This window comes from Edaphobacter aggregans DSM 19364 (assembly GCF_000745965.1).
GTDB classification, from domain to species: domain Bacteria; phylum Acidobacteriota; class Terriglobia; order Terriglobales; family Acidobacteriaceae; genus Edaphobacter; species Edaphobacter aggregans.
Genome location: NZ_JQKI01000063.1, coordinates 12,435 through 31,972, shown reverse-complemented (window position 1 = coordinate 31,972; position 19,538 = coordinate 12,435). Strand labels below are relative to the sequence as shown.

The window sequence follows — 19,538 nt, the reverse complement described above, 5'->3', positions numbered from 1 at the left end:
GCCCGCTCCAGCCCGCCATCAAGATACCGCTTGCCGATCTGCCATACCGCCTTGGCGGAAAGCCCCAGGTTGGCTCCCACCGCAGGCGTGGACTGTCCCTGATCCAATTGACGCAAGGCCAAGGCGCGCAATGTCGTGCGTACCGACTGCAACCCGCCTCCTAACAACTGATCGATCTGCTGTCGATCTCGCTGCTTGAGTTCAATCTGAAGTCGTATGCCTCTGCTCACTCCCCAGATATACAGCCAGCACCAGAACCCAACAAGCGCCTACATTGGTTACCTATACATACGGCCACAGTACTAGTGACACTCAGGCAGCGACTTGTCTTGCACGAGTCGGTCCCGAACGTCCTTCGGGACATATTTCTCTTCGACAGCAGTTGCTTTCTGTAGTTCGGCGTGGGCAATCTCACAGGTCACTGCATCAAGCCGGCTTTTTCCAGAATCGACCATGTGTATACCGCGTGATTCCGACTCCGCCCGAATAAAGTAGTTCTTTCCTTCCTCGAGCTTAAGGGACAACTGAGAGTTCTCTGCTGGATGTTTCCCGCTGTAGCTGGCGGAGAACACGTGCTCGCCAGCTGGAAATCGTAACGTCATGAATCGATGACGTCGCAGGTAGCCAAGACTTTGTTGTCCGTCAAAGATCACGCCCATAAAATATCCATGTTTTGATCCTGGAACCCCGTACGTGGCGAGCGAACCTTCGGTATAAAACGTCACAAACGCATCGTTCGTTGCTGCAGCCGACCAGCTCGAAAGAGTGAGAAGGCAGAAAAGAAGCAAACGCATGGATTCAACGCTCCAGTTGAGTTGTTCAGAAATACAGAATCAAACAGACTCCGCGACAAATTCTAACCTGAGAGTTCAGGACAAGCTTTCAGGCACGATGCTTCTCCGCCTAACGCGCTACCATCAAAAAAGCCATGGCAAAGACCCCCACCAAGCCCACCGAGAACAAAGCCACAAAGCCCCCCATCTACCTCCTTGACTCGATGGCCTTCATCTTCCGCGCCTATCACGCCATGCAGCGCTCGCGCCCCATGTCCACGCGCACCGGCATCCCCACCGCGGCCACATATGTCTTCGTCAACATGATCAACAAACTGCGCAAGGACTTTCAGCCCGAGTACCTCGCCGCCGTCTACGACGTAGGCGCTCCCGTCCATCGCAACAAGATGGCCGCGCAGCTTAAGGACGTCAAGAAATTCAACATCAAGACCCAGCAGTTCGAGGCCACCGAGTACGGCGGCTACAAGGCCACACGTACCGAGACTCCTCCCGACCTCATCCAGCAGCAGCCCTACATCCGCCGCGCCCTCGAGGCCTTTCGCATCCCCATCCTCTACTACCAGGGCTTCGAGGCCGACGACGTCATCGGCACCCTCTCGCACAAGCTCGCCACGCTCGGCCACCACGTCTACATCGTCTCCTCCGACAAGGACATGATGCAGCTCGTCACCAAAGACGTCTCCATCCTCAACCCGACCAAAGATAACCTCATCCTCGACCCCGCCGGCGTCGAAGCCAACCTCGGCGTCCCTCCTGAGCGCGTCATCGACGTCATGGCCCTCCGCGGCGACTCCGTCGACAACATCCCCGGCGCCCCCGGCATCGGCGACAAGGGCTCCGTCGAACTCATCCAGCAGTTCGGCACCGTCGAGGCCGCCATCGACGCCGCCACCGCCACCCCTGACGCCATCAAGCGCAAGACCTACCGCGAATCCCTCGCCAACAACCGCGACAACATCCTCCTCTCCAAAGAACTCGTCACCATCCACACCGAGGTCCCCATCGAGTACACCCTCGATGCCATGCGCACGCAGGCGCCCGACCTCGCCGCCTGCCGCGACCTCTTTTCCGAGCTCGAATTCACCACGCTTCTCAAAGAACTCGCCCCCGCCGCCGACACCACCGTCCCCACCTACGAGACAAAGCCCACCGCCGTCCAGATCAAGCACCTCCTCGAAGAGGCCCGCGCTACAAATCCCGCCACCGGCGAACCCAACGGCCTCGCCATCGCCATCGCCCAGACCGCACAGGCCATCGCCGCAGAGATCGCCGCCGAGCCCACCGAAGACAGCGCCGAACCCGAGTCCCCGCCCGCCGAAAACATGTCTCTCTTCGGAGCCCAGCCAGCCACAGAACCGGGTGCCCCAGGACCTGCCCTGAGCGAAGTCGAACGGGTCGCTTCTGAGACCTGGGTTCGCGCCGAAGACCCCGCCCGCCGCCTCGGCCTCGCCGTCAACGATCACTTCGCCCTCGAAGTCTCTCTCGACTCCCCCGGCATCAAAGAAGCCCTCGCCGACGCCACACTTCCCAAAGACGTCCACGACCTCAAAGCTGTCCTCCGCGCACTCGAGCCGCACAACGTCGCGCTCGAGGGCGTCTGCAACGACGTCATGCTCCTGAGCTACCTCATCAACCCAACCCACGGCTCACACACCCTTCCCGACATCGCCGCCCGCAGCACCAGCCGCACCCTCATCCACCAGCCCACCAAAGACAATCCCAACGACCCGCGCCGCCTCCCCGAAGCCGCCGCCGCCATCGTCCGCCTCTCCACCACACTCGGCCAACAGATCGCCGACTACGCACCCACACAACACCAGATCCCCGCTGACGATCCCGCCCTCGGCGGTGCCGTCACCACGGAGATGCTCTTCGCCGACCAGAAGGCAGCCACAAAATCGAGTGCCCCAGGACCTGCCCTGAGCGAAGTCGAACGGGTCGCCTCTGAGACCTGGGATGTTGCACCACCAACGTCTCCCCTCCAGCACGTCTACGACACCATCGACAAGCCTCTCGTCCCCGTCCTCCTCCGCATGGAGCAGACCGGCGTCCGCATCGACCCCGCCTTCCTCCGCGAGATGTCCTCACGACTCGCCGTCGAGATCGACAACCTCGCCGAGCGCATCTACGCCGACGCCGCCGGAGCAGGGAATCCAGCCCACCGCTTCAACATCAACTCCCCCAAGCAGCTCGGCGACGTCCTCTTCAACAAAATGCTCCTCCCCAAGCCCATGAAGTACGGCAAGGGCAAGGTCGTCTCCACCGCGCAGGACGTCCTCGAAGAGCTCGCCGAATCGCACCCCATCGCCGCCCTAGTCATCGAGCACCGCCAGCTCCAGAAGCTCAAGGGCACTTACCTCGATACGCTGCCGTCACTCGCCGACTCCGAAGGTCGCATCCACACCACCTTCAATCAGGTAGGCGCGGCAACTGGCCGACTCTCCTCCATCAATCCCAACCTCCAGAACATCCCCATTCGCACCACCATCGGACGCGAGATTCGCGCCGCCTTCATCGCCGCCCCGGGCAACGTCCTGATGTCAGCCGACTACTCCCAGATCGAGCTGCGCCTCATGGCCCACTTCTCCCAGGACCCGCTCCTCCTCGACGCCTACCGCACCGGCAAGGACATCCACACCCTCACCGCCTCCGAGGTCTTCGAGGTCGACGCCGCCACCATGGACAAAGAGACCCGCAACCGCGCCAAGGCCGTCAACTTCGGCATCGTCTACGGCATCTCCCCGTTCGGTCTTGCCGCGCAGCTCGGCATCGACCAGAAGACCGCCCGCGAGTACATCGAGCGCTACTTCGAGCGCTACTCCGCCGTGCGCACCTTCATCGAGCGGACGCTCGATGAAGTCCGAAAAGCCCAGGCCGTCCGCACCTTCTTCGGCCGCGTCCGCCCCATCCCCGACATCCAGTCTCGCAACGCCAACATGCGCGGCTTCGCCGAACGCACTGCCGTCAACACGCCGCTGCAAGGCACCGCCGCCGACCTCATCAAGCTCGCCATGATTCGCATCGATGCCGAACTCACGCGCCGCAACCTCCGCTCCCGCATGACCCTCCAGGTCCACGACGAACTCCTCTTCGACGTAGTTCCCGAGGAAGCCAAAGAAGTCGAAGCCCTCGTCAAGCAAGAGATGGAGAACGTAGCCGAGTTCTCCGTCCCCATCGTCGCCGAGGTCGGCGTCGGTCAGAACTGGCGCGACATCAAGTAGTGCTCAGCGCGAGCCCACCCCCACGCCCTGCAGGGGCACAGCAGACCGCGTTGCGTCCCTGTGCCTTTGCCTGATACATGGCCCTGTCCGCCGCCTCCAGCAAGTGCTCCGGAACACCCTCCGCCGTCGGATAAGCCGTTGCCACCCCGCAGCTCACCGTGGCCTTGATGCTCGCGTCATAAGGCCTCTGCGAAGGGTCGAGCGCCGGGAACCCGGCCAGCTCCACCATCTTTCGCAACCGCTCCGCCACCATAAAGGCCGCGCTCTGATGCGTCGCGGGCAGCAGAATCACGAACTCCTCGCCGCCGAACCGCGCCGCATAATCGTCCTTCGCGCGCAGCGCCTGCTGCAGCAGCGATCCGATGCGCTTCAGAACCTGGTCGCCATACAGATGTCCGTAGCGGTCGTTCAACTGCTTGAACCGGTCCACGTCCACCACGATCACCGACAGCACCGTCCCGCCAATCACTGCCTTTCGCCACAGCTCCGCAAACTGCGCATCGAAGGAGTGCCGGTTCGCCAGCCCCGTCAGCGCATCGCTCTCCGACCTCCGCAGCAGATGCGCGTTCAGCCGGTTCAGATCCGCCACCAGCAGGTCGCTGCGAAGCTGCAGCAGGAAGTTCAGCCGGTCTTCCTTGCCGAAGCTGTAGTTGGCCAATACAGTCAGCAAAACCAGCCCGAAAGCGATGGAGAATCCAAAGATCTTCTGGTTGTGCAAAAGAGATTGATCGTAGCGCAGAAAGACGATGTCACCCAGAAGCATGGTCACTGCCGCCGCGACTGCATAGGGGAATCGGATGCGTGCAACAATCGTCAGCCACAGAGCAATGGACAGCACCGCCAGTTGCCCATATGCCGCCATCACCGGCCCTCTACCGCTTATGAGATAAAGATTGGACAATCCCGCCAGGCAGGCCACCGCTGCGATGCTCGCCTCGCGAAAGATCTTTCCCGGACGGCGCCGCAATGTGAAGTTCACCGCCAGCGCGATCGGCGTGACGATAAAGAGTCGAACGACAAGAGCCCGCACAAACCCTTGAGCTGACAACGTGTATCTCGCGAACAGGAAGAGATCGTAGAACAGGATCGCGATCAGTGTCTGCCGCGCCAACCACGTGCACCGCGCCTGCGCCGTCTGGTCCTCAAAGCGGTCCTCCAACTCTCGTGGAAAGAGAAGTCTGCAAAACCCCAGTCCGGAGAGGCGGGAAATCTGCTGTTGGACAACTTCCTTGAGAGCCGCTCGGGCTGTAGACATTGCTGAAGCTTCCTTGGCCTTGACCTTCGAATAGGTATATCGGAACCAATTTCATCTGGATGAGAAAATCCCCCAAATTGACCCCTGACAACGACTACAAGACGTAGTAATCTCGCTGAGTCTTGTCTTTGCGTCGCACCCCGCCTGCGTAACTGGTAAACTTAGGTTTCTGCGCCTTTCATTCGCGCATACCCATCTCGCGATGCGGATCGCTTCCGCTGGCGAGTCAACGAAGGAAGATCCGACCCAGTGGACCAGCAAACCCGCCAAGCCCTCAAGCACGACCAGTTCGTCGACACCACCCAGCACGGCCTCGAGTGGGCCAGCCACCACCGCCGCTCTCTTGTCCTCACTGGCATCGTCGTCGTCGCGCTCATCGCCATCCTCGGCATCGGCGCCTTCATCTACAACCACCGCAGCCAACAGGCCGACATCTCCTTCGGCGACGCCATGCAGGTCTACCAGACGCCCATCGCCGCACCCGGCCAGCAGATCCCTCCCGGCGTCAAGACCTTCCCCTCCGCTGCCGATCGCGCCAAGGCCGCCAACCAGGTCTTCCTTCAGACCGCCGACCGCTACGGCATGACGCCCGGCGGACGCCTCGCCCGCTACTTCGCCGGCCTCACCTTCCTCGAAGCTGGCCAGAACGCCTCCGCCGAGAGCACCCTCAAGCAGGTCGCCTCCGGATGGAACAGCGATCTCGCCTCCCTCGCCAAGCTCGCCCTGGCCCAGCTCTACCGCCAGACCAGCCGCGACCAACAGGCCGTCGACCTCTACAACGACCTCACCGCGCATCCCACCACCTCGGTCCCCGCAGGAACCGCGCAGCTCCAGCTTGCCGACCTCTACGAGGCCGAGAACAAGCCCGAGCTCGCCAAGAAGGTCTACGCCACCCTTAAGGACAAGGACGCCAAAGGCCCCGCCGGAATGATCGCCGCTCAGAAGCTCAACCCCGCCCCCACCGCCGGCGGCCCCGCGCTCCCGAAGTAGCTCTTATCACAGCAAACAGCAAGGCCTGCAAGCCAGCTTGCAGGCCTTGCTGTTTTTCCGTTGCATTTGCCTCCAAGATAGATCCGGGCAGCCCGGACATTCTCTGCGCAAAAAAGAAATGAGGGCTTCACAGCCCTGAGAAACGTCCGCTCTCCGCGCCCGTTAGAAAGTGTCATCCTGAGCGGAGCGCGAAAGCGCGGAGTCGAAGGAGCTGCGGTTGCACTTGCCGTTGCATTTGCACTTGCCTTGCATTTGCACTTGCCTTGCATTTGCACTTGCCGTTGCATTTGCACTTTCCGTTGCATTTGCACTTTCCGTTGCATTTGCACTTTCCGTTGCATTTGCACTTTCCGTTGCTGTTGCTCCTGAGGTAGGCCTGGGGCTTCAGCCGCTCAGGTACCGTCTTTTGCTCGCGAGCCACTTGTCAGCATCCTCTTTAGCCCCTGGGGGTATGCCTTTTTCGCGCCCCGAATATCAATGCTCCTCATGCAGAAGCACCGACCCCGATCGCTCCGCCAACCCCCGCACCGCCTCCGCCTCCGTGCGCATCTTCGTCAGCAGCCGCCACTGGTCCTTCTCCTTCTTCTCCGGAACCCACGCCGGCAGCGGCATCCTCAGGTAGTCCGAGAGCGCTCCCGCATGCCGCTCATACAGCGCGCGAATCGTCTTGAGCCGCTCTGCCGAGGCCTTGTCTCCGCACAGCCGTAGCCTTACCTCACCCAGCATGCCGCACAGCCGGTCGAAGTCCCGCTCCGGCAGCCGGTCCTTTCCCTCCTGAGCCGCCCAAACCCTCTGCTCCTGGACATGGAACACCAGCCCTAGGTCGATCACCGCATGCCGCGCCATCACAAACGTCAGCTGCGCCTGCCGTGACGCCGGCCCCTCCACCACCGAGATCAACAGAGCGCACGTGTCCAGAATCGCCACCAGCGACGCCAGCCAGCTCTGGTTGTCATGCTGCGATCGGTAGTAGCAAAGAATCGGGTACGAGATGTGCGACTCCAGGATCTCCGCCGACCACCGCTCCCACTCCGCCAGCAGCTCGATCAACGCCTCCTCGCCACCCTCGAACCCATGGCGCTCGAGCAACTCCGCCGCCGTAGGAGGCGACCCCGCCCGCGCATCCAGCAGCGCAACGCTCACCTCCCTCCGCGAGAACGCCTGATATAGCACCGGAAGATAGCCGATCACCAGCGCCACAAACCCCAGCCCCACCCCCGCCTCGCAGATAATCAGCACCCGCGCCGCCAGGCTGTGCGGAACCACGTCTCCCAGCCCCAGCGTGAACAGCGTCGTCCCGCTCACATACAGATCCGTCCGAAACTCCGAGAGTCCAAACACTGACTGCACTCCCATCACGTCGGTAAACGGCGACCCCAGCGCGTAATAAAACAGCCCAAAGCCGAAGACCAGCAGCATCGCCCACAGAAACAGCAGCAGGATCAGCGATAACGGACCATAGGCGCTGTAGATCTGCTCCCGCGCCTTCGCATCCTTCGCCCGGCTGGCGAACGCCGCCCACGGCCGCCACGTCGCGATAAAGAACATTCGCGTGATGCGGAATCGCCCTCTCGGCCTTCGCGGCAGAATGATCGTCTGAAACGTGTCCACGAAGACCGCAGAGCAGCACAGGACTCCGGCGATCAGGGCAAGCACATGCACGAGTCGATCCTCCCCTGGCACGCTCCCTGGCGGCCCCGGCTCAACCTTAGCAGAGCCGCCGCCGCCTTCGCTATTTCGTCGCCTTAATCGGCGCTCTCACGCATTTTTCATTGGACAACTCCGCTGATTCTGACTAGCCTTGTCCTCACCCCCCGAGCAGGTTGGCAGCAGAAATGCTTTTCTAAGGACTGCGAGCAAGTTATGCAAGCGACTCCCCAACGCATTCTCATCGTCGACGACGACCCCATGGTAGCCGATACCCTCACCCTGATCTTCCAGAAGAAGGGCTTTGACGTCCGGACGTGCAACTCCGCCGAAGACGGTCTCGAGTGTGCCCGTGTCTTCCGCCCCGATCTGCTCCTCTGCGACATCATCATGCCCGGCCGCGGCGGCCTCAACCTCGTCGCCGACATCACCCGCGAGCTGCCCTCCTGCCGCATCCTCGTCCTCACCGGCTTTTACGCCGATCTCGGCGCCGTCGAGAAGCACTCCCGCAAGCTCCCTCGGCCTCTCGGCATTCTCACCAAACCCTGCCAGCCCTCGCTCCTCCTCCGCGAGGCCAACGCGATGCTCGCCAGCGCCTGACCCTCGTCCCTCCGCCTGATTCCTCGTCCCCGCCCCCGCCCCGGAGTATCATCTGCCTGGAGCGAATCCCATGTTCGGCCTCGGCCGCATCCTTATTTTCTTCGGCCTTCTCCTCGTCGTCATCGGCGTCGTTGTTATCCTCTTCAACCGCCTCAACATCCCCCTCGGCCGTCTGCCCGGAGACCTCACTTGGCGAGGCCGCGGCTGGACCGTCTCCTTCCCCCTCGCCACCTCCATCCTCATCAGCGTCCTCCTCACCCTCCTGCTCTGGGTCATCAGCCGCTTCCGCCGCTAGCCTGATTTTTCTTCCTGATCGGCGCACTTTTTTACCTGCAAAAGTCTGCAAATCTCCCATCCGTTTTCCGGCTCGAAAAATTAATCTCCGCTCTCACCAAACGCCCGTCGTTCCAGCAATCTCCCTCACCGCTCCGGCACAAAAAATTGCCTCTCCACCCTGCTAGACTCAACCTCGTATGGCACCCCGGCAGGAGAACCCGCCGCCCACCCTCGCCAGCCTCCGCGCCGGCCGCACCCCGCCACGCTCTCCCGAACGCCAGTCCAGCCTCATCTTCACGCAGACCCCACCCCCCTCCGCTCCCGAAAAGACCCAGCAGACCGAGCGCCGCATCTGGACCGTCGCCTCCCTCGTCTCGAGCATCCGCCGCCAGGTAGAGACCTCCCACACCGATCTCTGGGTCGAAGGCGAGATCTCCAACTGCCGCCCCGCGCCCTCCGGCCACATCTACTTCACCCTCAAGGACGCCAACGCGCAGCTCCCCGTCGTCCTCTTCCGCCGCGAGGCTCAACTCCTCCGCTTCCGCCCGGCTGATGGATTGGCAGTCCTCGTCCGCGGCCGCATCTCCGTCTACGAGTCGCGCGGCCAGCTCCAACTCATCGCCGAGACCATGGAGCCACGCGGCGCCGGCGGAATCCAGCTCGCCTTCGAGCAGCTCAAAGCCCGCCTCCTCGCCGAAGGCCTCTTCGACGCCGCGCGCAAGCGCCCCCTGCCCGCCTTCCCTCGCTGCATCGGAGTCATCACGTCGCCCACCGGAGCCGTCCTCCGCGACATCGTCACCGTCGTCCACCGCCGCCACGCCCCGCTCAACCTCCTCGTCCACCCCGCCGTCATGCAGGGCCCCACCAGCCCCTCGTCCGTCGCCCGCGCCATCCGCTGGTTCAACGCGAACCCCCGGCACGCCGACCTCATCCTCATCGCCCGCGGCGGAGGCTCCCTCGAAGACCTCGCCTGCTTCAACGACGAGGCCCTCGCCCGCATCATCGCCGCCTCTAAGATCCCCACCGTCTCCGCCATCGGACACGAGACCGACTTCACCATCGCCGACTTCGTCGCGGACCTCCGCGCCCCCACCCCCTCCGCCGCCGCCGAGATCATCACCGCCGCCCAGCACCGCATCGAAGAGCGCGTCCTCCAGCTCTCGAACCGCGTCCGCCGCGCCATCCGCCTCCATCTCCTCGAGGCCCGCCAGCGCTACGCCCGCCTCTCCGCCTCCGCCGTCCTCCGCACCGTCACCCAGTCCATTCAGCGCCGCTCGCAGCGCGTCGACGAGCTATCGAACCGCCTCGACCGCGCCATCCATCGCCGCCATCGCCTGCAGTCCGAGCGCCTCCGCTCGCTTAGCGAGCGCCTCCGCCGCCAGCAGCCAAGCCTCCGCGTCGCCGCCGCACACCGCCGCCTCGACCGCGCCAACACCCGCCTCGACCGCGCCGCCTCCGCCCTCATCGCGCAACACCGCGCCCGCCTCGCCGAGACCACCGCCCGCCTCCAGGCCCTCTCCCCGCTCAACGTCCTCTCCCGAGGCTACGCCCTCGTCTACAACGCCGACGGCACTCTCCTACGCTCCGCCGCCGAAGCCTCCCCCGGCCAAACCATCCACGCCCGCCTCGCAGAAGGCTCGCTCACCGCCCAAGTCACCAGCACCAACCCTACGGAGACCAGCAAGAAATGAAACGACTCTTCGGAACCGACGGCATCCGCTCCGTCGCAGGTCAGTACCCCCTCGACGCTCCCACCGTCTACGCCATCGGCCTCGCCCTCGCCCATCACCTCGGCTCCTTCCCGAGCGTCGTCCTCGGCATGGACACTCGCGAGTCCAGTCCCGTCATCGCCGCCCAGCTCACTTCCGGCCTCACGCAAGGAGGAGCCACCGTTGAGAGCGCCGGCGTCATCACCACTCCCGCCATCGCGCACCTCACCCACACCCACGGCTTCGCAGCCGGCGTCGTCATCTCCGCCTCCCACAATCCCTGGGAAGACAACGGCATCAAGATATTCGGTCCCGACGGCTACAAGCTCCCCGACGCCACCGAACTAGCCATCGAAGACGAAATCTTCAAACACCTGAAGGAACCGGGTTCGCAGAATGCGGGTGCCCCAGGACCTGCCCTGAGCGATGTCGAACGGGTCGCTTCTGAGACCTGGGTTTCGCAGGATGCCCCCGAAGTCAACGAGTCCGACCGCGCCGACTACATCCGCTTCCTCCTCGCCGCCGTCCCCGGACTCTCCCTCGACAACCGCCGCATCGTCATCGACTGCGCCAACGGAGCCGCCTCCGCCGTCGCCCCCGAGCTCTTCGCCCAACTCGGCGGCGCCGACGTCATCATCACCCACGCCTCCCCCGACGGCCGCAACATCAACGAGCACTGCGGAGCCCTCCACCCCGAGATCGTCGCCGGAGCCGTCCGTCACTACAACGCCTCCCTCGGCATCACCTTCGACGGCGACGCCGACCGCGCCCTCTTCGCCGACGAGAACGGCAACGTCGTCAACGGCGACGCCGTCCTCCTGCTCGCCGCGCGCGACCTCCAGGCCCGCGGCCTCCTTACCAACGCCACCGTCGTCGCCACCACCATGTCCAACATGGGCCTCGAAGCCGCCCTCAAGCGCTCCGGAATCCAGATGCTCCGCGCCGCCGTCGGCGACAAGTATGTCCTCGAGCAGATGCTCGCCACCAACGCCGCACTCGGCGGAGAGCAGTCCGGCCACATCATCTTCTCCGGACGCTCCACCACCGGCGACGGCCTCCTCACCGCGCTCCTCCTCCTCGACATCGTCCATCGCTCCGGCAAATCTCTCTCCGAACTCATCGCCGACCTCAAGGTCTTCCCCCAGGTCATCGTCAACGTCAAGGTCCGCGAAAAAAAGCCCCTCGACGGAATCCCCTCCGTCGCCCAGGCCATCGCCGCCGCCGAAAAAGAGCTCGCCGACTCCGGCCGCGTCGTCATACGCTACTCTGGCACCGAAGCCCTCGCCCGTGTCATGATCGAGGCCGAATCCGAGCCACTCATGCGCCACCACGCGGACACCATCGCCAACGCCATCCGCGCCGAACTCGGACTTTGATCGCTCAGGAACGGGGAACGACATTGGCTCCTGACCAGGAAAAAGCCGCATCACAATTCAAGCGGATCGTCGCCTACGCCTGCGCCGTCGTGCTCCCCGTCCTCGCCACGCTGTTTACCGTCAGGACGCCCGAGCTCCACGGCATCCCCTTCGCCCTCAGCTTCACCATCATCTGCGCCCTCGGAGCCCTCGCCGGCTTCGGGCCCGCGCTCGCCGCCATCCTCGTCTCCAGCGTCTCCTTAAACCTCCCCTTCAGTGCTCCCCTGCACAGCAACTTCGCCACCGGCCAGTTTCTGCGCTCCATGGTCTTCGTCGCCGGCGCCTTCTTCATCACCCTTCTCAGCTGGAAGCAGCGATCCACCGAGCGCAGACTTCGCTCCACCCTCGACTCTCTCCGCGAACGCACCGACGCACTCACCCAGGTCCAGCAAGCCAGCGAACTCGCCACCTGGGTCTTCGACGCCCGCACTACGGAGACCCTCTGGGACGAAGGCTCCACCCAGGTCTTCGGCCGCCCCTTCGCCGAACTCAAGGGCAAACCCCTGCCCCTCGACTTCGTCTTTCCCGACGACCGCCAGATCCTCACCGACGCCGTCACCGCCTCCACCCACACCGGCCAGCCCCTCCGCGTCGAGTACCGCGTCGTCTGGCCCAACGGCGACATCCACTGGCTCGAATCCCGCGGAACCCAGGTCCCCTGCTCCCCCGGCCTCTGGCGCGGAGCCACCTTCGACATCACCCGCCGCAAGACCGTCGAAGCCGCCCTCGTCCACTCCGAAAAACTCGCCGCCGTCGGCCGTCTTGCCTCCACCATCGCCCACGAGGTCAACAACCCCCTCGAGTCCGTCACCAACCTCCTCTATCTCATCGACAAGGACCACACCCTCAACCCCATCACCCGCTCCTACCTCACACTCGCCGAGCAGGAGCTCTCCCGCCTCTCTAACATCACACGTCTCACCCTCACCTTCGCCCGCAGCACCAGCATCCCCATCGCCGTCGACGTCGCCGAGACCTGCGACTCCGTCCTCACCATCTACCGCCACCGCTGCGACCTCCTCGCCATCCGCGTCGACCGCAACTACACCCCCCGCGTCGAGATCGACATCCCGCCGCACGAGCTCCGCCAGATCCTCATCAACCTCATCGCCAACGCCATCGACGCCGCGCAAGGCAACGCCGGCATCCTCCGCATCGAAATCTCTATCGCCGGCAATCAGGCAATCCTGCTCGTCGAAGACAACGGCCACGGAATCCGCCCCTCCCACCAGACCCGCATCTTCGAAGCCTTCTTCACCACCAAGGCCGACATGGGAACCGGCATCGGCCTCTGGGTCACCCGCGAGATCGTCGAAAAAAATGGCGGCGCCATCACCGTCGAAAGTGGCGACCTCGACCACGGCATGCGCACCCGCTTCCGCCTCTCCTTCCCCCTCGCCTCCCCCAAAACCGCCGAAGTCCTCGCCGAACCAGCCCAAGCCTCCGCATCGAACCCAGCCTCTCCTTCTCCTACCGCCCTCAACTGATCCTCACCCGACATCCCGCGATCCCCGCTCAGCTCTCCCTCCCGCGCTGCAATATTTATTTCCTTCGGAAAACCTGCCGCAGCAGGCAGGAATCTCACGTACCGCGACGGGTACAGCAACTCCATCCACTCCCTCGGGCCAGCCTCGCGTTTTTTTCTGTCTGGACCGCCGCTCTCGGGATCCAAGAAGCTCTCGGAGGTTCCAAAAATGCGCTTTCTACGACTCTTTCCAGCAGCGTCTCTCCTGCTCACCCTCCTTCCTCCGGCTCACAGCCAGAATGTCCGGCTCACCAACGACGTCAGCGGCGGCTACACCAGCGCCTACACCCTCGCCACCGGAAATCCCTACACCGATTCCGTACTGACCGAGTGCTCTATGTCGCGCGGCCGCCAGAACGAGCCCTCCGTCGCCGTCGATCCCCGCAACACCGCCGTGCTCATCGGCAGCTCCAACGACTACTGCGGCGTCTTCAACACCACCGTCAACGGAGTTCCCCTCGCCACCGGCCCCATATGGCTCGGCTACTACCGCTCCGAAAATGGTGGAGCCTCCTTCCAGAGTTCGCTCGTCCCCGGCTATCCCGAGGACACGTCCCCCTATGCCGCGCTCGCGCAGATCCGTACCGCCAGTTCAGGCGACCCCGTCATCGCATGGGATGGCCACGGTCGCGTCTTCATGGGTTCGGAGAGCTCCGGTGATCCATCCGGCTCAAAGAAAACCTTCGGCGACGTCTGGGTCGCGCGCTTCGACAACCCGGGCGGCGAAAACGGCAGCACTCTCAACGATGGCAAGCGCTTCGTCGGCAGCACCATCGTGCAGCGCGGCTCCTCAGCCCCCAATCTGCTCGGCCGCTTCCAGGACAAGACCTCCATCGAAGCCGACCGCACCGGAGGCCGCTGCGATGCCAACGTGTACTTCGCGTGGGCCAGCTTCAACGGCAACGGCGCCAACCAGATCTATCTCTCTCGCTCCACCGATCACGGCGCGAGCTGGTTGCATCTCACCAAACTCAGCGAAAGCCTGCAGTCACTTCAGGACCCGGATATCGCGATCACCGGCAATGGCAACGTCTACGTAACCTTCCGCACCTTCGCCTTCCGCAACGGCGAGCCCGACGCCGTCTACTACGTAAAGTCGACCGACTGCGGCGCAACCTTCTCCCCCCCGGCGCTCGTTACGACCTTCCTGCGCTGGGATGCTCAGGACCAGACTGCTCCACAGGGTGCTCTCGGACCGTCCTCTCCGCTCGAGGACGTCGAGTTCGACGAGGGCGCACCGAAAGAGGCCCGAGCCCGCGACTGTGGTGACTTTGCCGACCACTGCGTCTCCGGCTACACCTTCTTCCGTGTAGACTCCTCGCCGCGCTCCACGGCTGATCAGTACGATTCCACCCACGAGTACATCTACATCGTCTACGGCGCCAGCAAACCCGGCACCACCGTCAGCACCGGAACCACCTACGGCACCATCGTCTCCGGTACCGGAAGCCAGAGTGGCGCATACTTCACACGCCTCAACGGCGCCACCGGAGACCACACCACGCCCATCCTGCTCGACGCGCAGGCTGCCGGCCACCAGATATGGCCCGACGTCTCCGCCGATGGCGGGGTCCTCCACGTGTTCTACTACGACAGCCGCAACGACTCGGCATACTCTCCCGCCCGTCCCATCGGCAACGACGCCAGCCGTGGCACCCACCCCGCGCTCGATGTCTTCGCCACCCGGTCGAGCGATCTCGGCGCCACATGGGCTACCCCCACGCGCGTGACCGACTTCACCAGCAATCCAAACTATGAGCAATTCGACACTCGCGCTGTCCCATTCAACGGCGATTACCTCTGGATCACCTCTTTCGGCAACTTCTCCTACGGCACCTGGACCGACTATCGCAACACCGTCGCCGGCCTCGATGCCCGCGAAGGCGGCGACTCCGACAACGACGGTGCCGACGTGAAGCAGTGTCGGGCCGTCGACCCCGTCACCGGAGCCGTTGGCCCCGACACCTGCCCGCGCGACGGCGGTCTCGACCAGAACATCTACGGTTCGCCCACACCCTGATCGCAACCAACACGCAACAGAAATCCGCTCGTAATAGCAGCAACATTCGCCGGGTGCCCCACTCATGCAGCTTCACCGCATGAGCGGGCATTCGCACGCAGCTCCCGCCATGACGCTCAGCATCCCGTCATGACAGCCCACCATTTCCGTCATTCTGAGCGCAGCGAAGAATCTCAGTAGTTCGCCAGTTCGGCCCCCAATCTCTCCGGGACCGCATCCAGGCGCCTCATCGCATGGGGGCATTCGCACGCAGCGCGACTCCGCCCATCCCAACCCCGCCCTCTTTTCACCCTCTGAAACCGCCGCGACTCACCCACCCTCGCTCACGTATAACACTCACATCGTCACGACCCCACGGAGCAACATGCCGACCCTGCGCCCTCTGCTTCTCCTCCTCGCCACCCTGCCCGCCCTCGCTCAAACACCTGCTCCACCCCGCGTCTTTCTCCTCGACGGCAACATGCTCGCCGCCATCAAGGCCGCCCCGGCCACCGACCCCCACAAGCAGGAGGTCCTCAAGGCCGCCACCGCAGCCGCCGACAAGGCCCTCACCGAAGGCCCCTTCTCCGTCACCCAGAAGGGCGTCACCCCGCCCAGCGGCGACAAGCACGACTACATGTCCCAGGCCCCTTACTTCTGGCCCGACCCCGCAAAGCCCAACGGCCTCCCCTACATTCGCCGCGACGGCGAGCGCAATCCCGAGCTCAAGAAGATCTCCGACCACGACCAGTTCGGCCGCCTCGGCGAAGCCTCCCGCTCCCTTGCCCTCGCCTGGTACCTCACCGGCAACCCCGAATACGCAAACCGAGCCGCGCTGCTCCTCCGCACCTGGTTCCTCTCACCCGCCACTCGCATGAACCCCAACCTCGAGTTCGGCCAGGGCATCCCCGGCATCAACACCGGCCGCGGCATCGGCATCATCGAGAGCCGCTCGCTCATTCCCATCGTCGACGCCGCCGGCCTCCTCGCCGGCTCCCCCGCATGGACCCCCGCCGACCAGAAGGGACTCACCGACTGGTACGCCGCCTTCCTGGACTGGATGCTCACCAGCAAAAAAGGCCGTGACGAGGACGCCGCCAAAAACAACCACGGCACTTGGTACGACCTGCAGGTCACCGACTACGCCCTCTTCCTCGGCCGCCGCTCGCTCGCCGTCGACACCCTCAACCGCGCCAAAACCCGCCGCATCGCCGTCCAAATCGAGCCCGACGGTCGCCAGCTCCTCGAGCTCGCCCGCACCAAAGCCTGGGGCTACTCCATCGGCAACCTCGACGGCCTCATGGAACTCGCCCAACTCGGCCAGCAGGTCGGCGTCGATCTCTGGGGCGCTAGCACCCCCCACGGCCGCAGCATCCGCGCCGCCCTCGACTTCCTTCTCCCCTACGCCCTCAACCAGAAGCCCTGGGACTACCAGCAGCTCGAAGGCTTCCACGGCGAAGCCCTCCTCTCCTGCCTCCAACTTGCCGCCAGCCACTACAACGATCCCAAATACACCGCCGCCTCACAAAAACTAGGCGCCAACCGCAACGACCTCGCCACCATCCTCCGCAGCGGAAGTTAAGACACACCAGCTAACTCCGCTCCACCTGTCCCCATCGCAAATGACCTTCGCTCCCACTCCTCCTCGTAAGCGATCTCCGCTCCCCTCCCCGTCATTCTGAGGGAGACCCCGCCCACCGGGTGGGGTCGATCGAAGAACCCCCCGCCTTTCGCCTCGCAGCGCCGTGCAGTCGAAGGCCCCCTAACCGTCATTCTGAGCGCAGCGAGAATCGCAGTAGTTCGCCAGTCGTGCCCCCAAACCTCCGGCCCCAACAAAACCCAGCAAAACTGTCAAGTCCTCCAAAACACCTGCCACCCACAAGCCAATCAAAACAAATTACTTATCCCCAAAAAATAACCCCAAAAAGCGCCGATTAGTTACCCTCGACTCGCTAAACTTAAAACAGTAGGAAAAACAGTAGGAAGAAAAGAGAAGTCCAATCACTGCGTAACCCGTTTATTTTCTAATTTTGATACTTAAACCATTTTAATCGAATATTTTACGAAGCACCATTCAGCCTAAACCAAGCAAAATCAATACTTTACCAAAGATCAGGGGAAAGGGGGCCCAGAACGCCTCACTGCGCTAAAATGCAACCATGTACGAAGATTTCAAAGTGACCGATCGCTGGACCGGCGAGCAACTTCATTGCCAGTGGAAGGGAACCGTAGTCGCCATCGCCACCCGTCACGCCGACGCGACCGATATCCGCTTCGCCGTCAACGGCCGACATGTCTGGATCGCCATGCCCAACCTCGCCTGGGTCGAGCAGAAGCGCCGCACCGGCTACGTCATCACCGACTACCTCGCCGCCCAGATCGCCGGCCGCTATCTCAAGCACGCCATCGAATCCGGTTACGACAACGGCCGCGAGATGTATACCATGACCGTCGACGAGGTCCTCGCCCACGCCGATCAGGTCGTCAAAGAGGCAGGCAGCACCAATAATCTGCCCAGCGTCCCCGTCATCAACGAGAACATCCCTCCGGAAGACGAGATGGGAATCCACCTTCCCGGAGAACCAGCGCTGAAACCATGAACGTCACGCGTCGTCGCTTCCTCGTCCTACTCCCCGCGGGCGCAGCCTCGGCCCAGACGATTCACCTGCCCTTCAAAAAGAAGACTCCTCCACCGCCGCCTCCCGTCCGCGTCTACATCGGAACCGACACCACCAAGGGAGTCTGCAAGGGCATCTATCACGCAACCTTCGATCCAACCTCCGGAAGGCTTGGCGTCCCAATCCTCGCCGCCGAGACGCTCCGGCCCTCGTACCTCGCGCTCTCGCCCCTCCGCAGCGGAGACGCCCACCGCTCGCTCTACGCCGTCAACGCCGTCGCCGACCCGTCCGCGACGGTAACGACCTTCGATCTCAACCCGAAAACCGGCGCTCTCATCGAAAAAGGCAAGGTCGCCTCCGCGGGAGCCGGCCCCTGCTACATCTCCGTCGACTCCACCGGACACGCCGCCTTCGTCGCCAACTACTTCGGCGGAACCATCGCCTCCTACAAAATTCAGCCCGACGGAACGCTCTCCGAGCCCGTCGACAAGTTCGACTACAAAGACCCGAAGTTCGGCCACGACGGCCCGTTTCCGGCAAGACAAGACGCGACGCATCCGCACTCCGTCTACATCTCGCCCGACGATCGCTTCCTCATCGTCAACGACCTCGGCAACGATGCGCTCTCCGTCTTCCTCATCGACCCGATCACCGCCCAACTCTCACCAGCAACACCGCTGCTGACAACGATGCGACCCGGATCCGGACCGCGCCACATCGCCTTCCATCCCAACGGCCGCTGGATTTACTCCATCAACGAGCTCGACTCCACCATCGACCATCTCCTCTGGACCACAACCCACACGCATCCGCATCCGTCGGGCCAGACGCCGCCCAGCCCTCAAGGGATGCTGATCAACACCAACACTCCCGTCAAGACCATCGCCGCCGACTTCCCCGTAGCCAAAAACACCGCCGCTGAGGTCGCGATCCCGCCCGGCGGAAACTTCCTCTACGCCAGCAATCGCGGCGAAGACACGCTCGTCGCCTTCTCCATCGGAGAAAAAGGCGAGCTCTACGAGATCCAACGCATCCCCTGCGGAGGAAAGACGCCGCGCCACTTCACCTTCGACCCCACCGCGCAGTGGATCCTCTGCGGAAACCAGGACTCGGCCTGCATCACCGTCTTCCGCCGCGACGCAGGCACCGGCAAACTCACCGGACCCATCCAGACAGTCCCTGTCGACTCGCCGATGTTCACCCTCTTCGTCTGAAATGTTCGCCCGCAAGCTGCGCATAGAACGTATCGACCCCGCAGGCGTCGCTCATCCCTGCTCCATCAGGTGGATCGACAGCTTCGCCATGCGCAACTTCACCAACGACGCCATCTTCGACGACACGCTACCCATCGCTGACGGCCTCCTCGAAGCCGGCAACCGCGTCCCGCTCGACCGCCTCAAGACCAGCATGGAAGACTGGTTCCGCCGCAAAAACTACATAGGATCCGAAGAGCATCTCCTTATCTCAGAGGCAGCATAGCAATGCAAGC

Annotated in this window: 16 protein-coding genes; 12 read left to right on the top strand and 4 right to left on the bottom strand. The window is 63.4% G+C overall.

Annotated elements, in window-relative coordinates; translation table 11 throughout:
* Both Q363_RS46550 and Q363_RS20595 read right to left on the bottom strand, forming a co-directional pair.
* Positions 1-230, bottom strand: a 230-nt coding sequence (locus tag Q363_RS46550) for a helix-turn-helix domain-containing protein (protein ID WP_425387682.1), incomplete at its 3' end; no start/stop codon positions are given.
* 72 nt (positions 231-302) lie between these two features.
* Positions 303-794: a hypothetical protein gene (locus tag Q363_RS20595; RefSeq protein WP_035354242.1), complete on the bottom strand. Its 492-nt coding sequence runs from the start codon at positions 792-794 to the stop codon at positions 303-305.
* Positions 795-928: 134 nt separating this feature from the next.
* On the opposite strand from Q363_RS20595, the gene polA reads away from it, so the two are divergent.
* Positions 929-4,015, top strand: a complete 3,087-nt coding sequence (gene polA / locus Q363_RS20590; RefSeq protein WP_035354240.1) for a DNA polymerase I — start codon at positions 929-931, stop codon at positions 4,013-4,015.
* Here polA and Q363_RS20585 read toward each other — a convergent pair.
* Positions 4,008-5,270, bottom strand: a complete 1,263-nt coding sequence (locus Q363_RS20585; protein ID WP_035354237.1) for a GGDEF domain-containing protein — start codon at positions 5,268-5,270, stop codon at positions 4,008-4,010. The two genes, polA and Q363_RS20585, sit on opposite strands and share 8 nt — an antisense overlap.
* Before the next feature lie 249 nt (positions 5,271-5,519).
* Here Q363_RS20585 and Q363_RS20580 point away from each other — a divergent pair, with 249 nt between their 5' ends.
* Complete coding sequence (locus Q363_RS20580; protein WP_035354234.1) at positions 5,520-6,260, top strand: tetratricopeptide repeat protein; 741 nt, start codon at positions 5,520-5,522, stop codon at positions 6,258-6,260.
* A 474-nt stretch (positions 6,261-6,734) separates the two neighbouring features.
* Here the strand turns inward: Q363_RS20580 and Q363_RS20575 are convergent, their stop codons facing one another.
* Positions 6,735-7,922, bottom strand: a complete 1,188-nt coding sequence (locus tag Q363_RS20575; protein ID WP_035354230.1) for a potassium channel family protein — start codon at positions 7,920-7,922, stop codon at positions 6,735-6,737.
* Positions 7,923-8,123: 201 nt separating this feature from the next.
* On the opposite strand from Q363_RS20575, the gene Q363_RS20570 reads away from it, so the two are divergent.
* The 10 genes from Q363_RS20570 (at position 8,124) to Q363_RS20520 (ending at position 19,528) form a co-directional block, all read left to right on the top strand.
* Positions 8,124-8,507, top strand: coding sequence for a response regulator (locus Q363_RS20570; RefSeq protein ID WP_035354228.1), 384 nt, complete (start codon positions 8,124-8,126; stop codon positions 8,505-8,507).
* A 70-nt stretch (positions 8,508-8,577) separates the two neighbouring features.
* Positions 8,578-8,802, top strand: a complete 225-nt coding sequence (locus Q363_RS20565; RefSeq protein ID WP_035354225.1) for a DUF2905 family protein — start codon at positions 8,578-8,580, stop codon at positions 8,800-8,802.
* Positions 8,803-8,980: 178 nt separating this feature from the next.
* A complete protein-coding gene (gene xseA, locus Q363_RS20560; protein ID WP_084080598.1) occupies positions 8,981-10,474 on the top strand; it encodes an exodeoxyribonuclease VII large subunit in 1,494 nt (497 codons plus the stop codon).
* Entirely contained in the window at positions 10,471-11,868 is a 1,398-nt protein-coding gene (gene glmM, locus Q363_RS20555; RefSeq protein WP_035354222.1) for a phosphoglucosamine mutase, read from the top strand. Before xseA ends, glmM begins: the two co-directional genes overlap by 4 nt.
* Before the next feature lie 23 nt (positions 11,869-11,891).
* Positions 11,892-13,394 carry an ATP-binding protein gene (locus Q363_RS36455; RefSeq protein ID WP_051979078.1) on the top strand — a complete coding sequence of 501 codons (1,503 nt, stop codon included), beginning with the start codon at positions 11,892-11,894 and terminating at the stop codon, positions 13,392-13,394.
* A 207-nt stretch (positions 13,395-13,601) separates the two neighbouring features.
* Positions 13,602-15,452, top strand: coding sequence for a sialidase family protein (locus Q363_RS20545; protein WP_035354219.1), 1,851 nt, complete (start codon positions 13,602-13,604; stop codon positions 15,450-15,452).
* 364 nt (positions 15,453-15,816) lie between these two features.
* A complete protein-coding gene (locus tag Q363_RS20540; protein ID WP_035354215.1) occupies positions 15,817-17,013 on the top strand; it encodes an alginate lyase family protein in 1,197 nt (398 codons plus the stop codon).
* 595 nt (positions 17,014-17,608) lie between these two features.
* A complete protein-coding gene (locus Q363_RS20530; RefSeq protein WP_245632354.1) occupies positions 17,609-18,031 on the top strand; it encodes a hypothetical protein in 423 nt (140 codons plus the stop codon).
* The gene (locus Q363_RS20525; RefSeq protein ID WP_051979077.1) at positions 18,028-19,263 is read left to right on the top strand and encodes a lactonase family protein; all 1,236 of its coding nucleotides are present in this window, start codon (positions 18,028-18,030) and stop codon (positions 19,261-19,263) included. The genes Q363_RS20530 and Q363_RS20525 overlap by 4 nt, the downstream gene beginning before the upstream one ends.
* Before the next feature lies 1 nt (position 19,264).
* On the top strand, positions 19,265-19,528 hold the full coding sequence (locus Q363_RS20520; protein ID WP_035354207.1) for a hypothetical protein: 264 nt from the start codon (positions 19,265-19,267) through the stop codon (positions 19,526-19,528).
* Positions 19,529-19,538 lie beyond the last annotated feature (10 nt).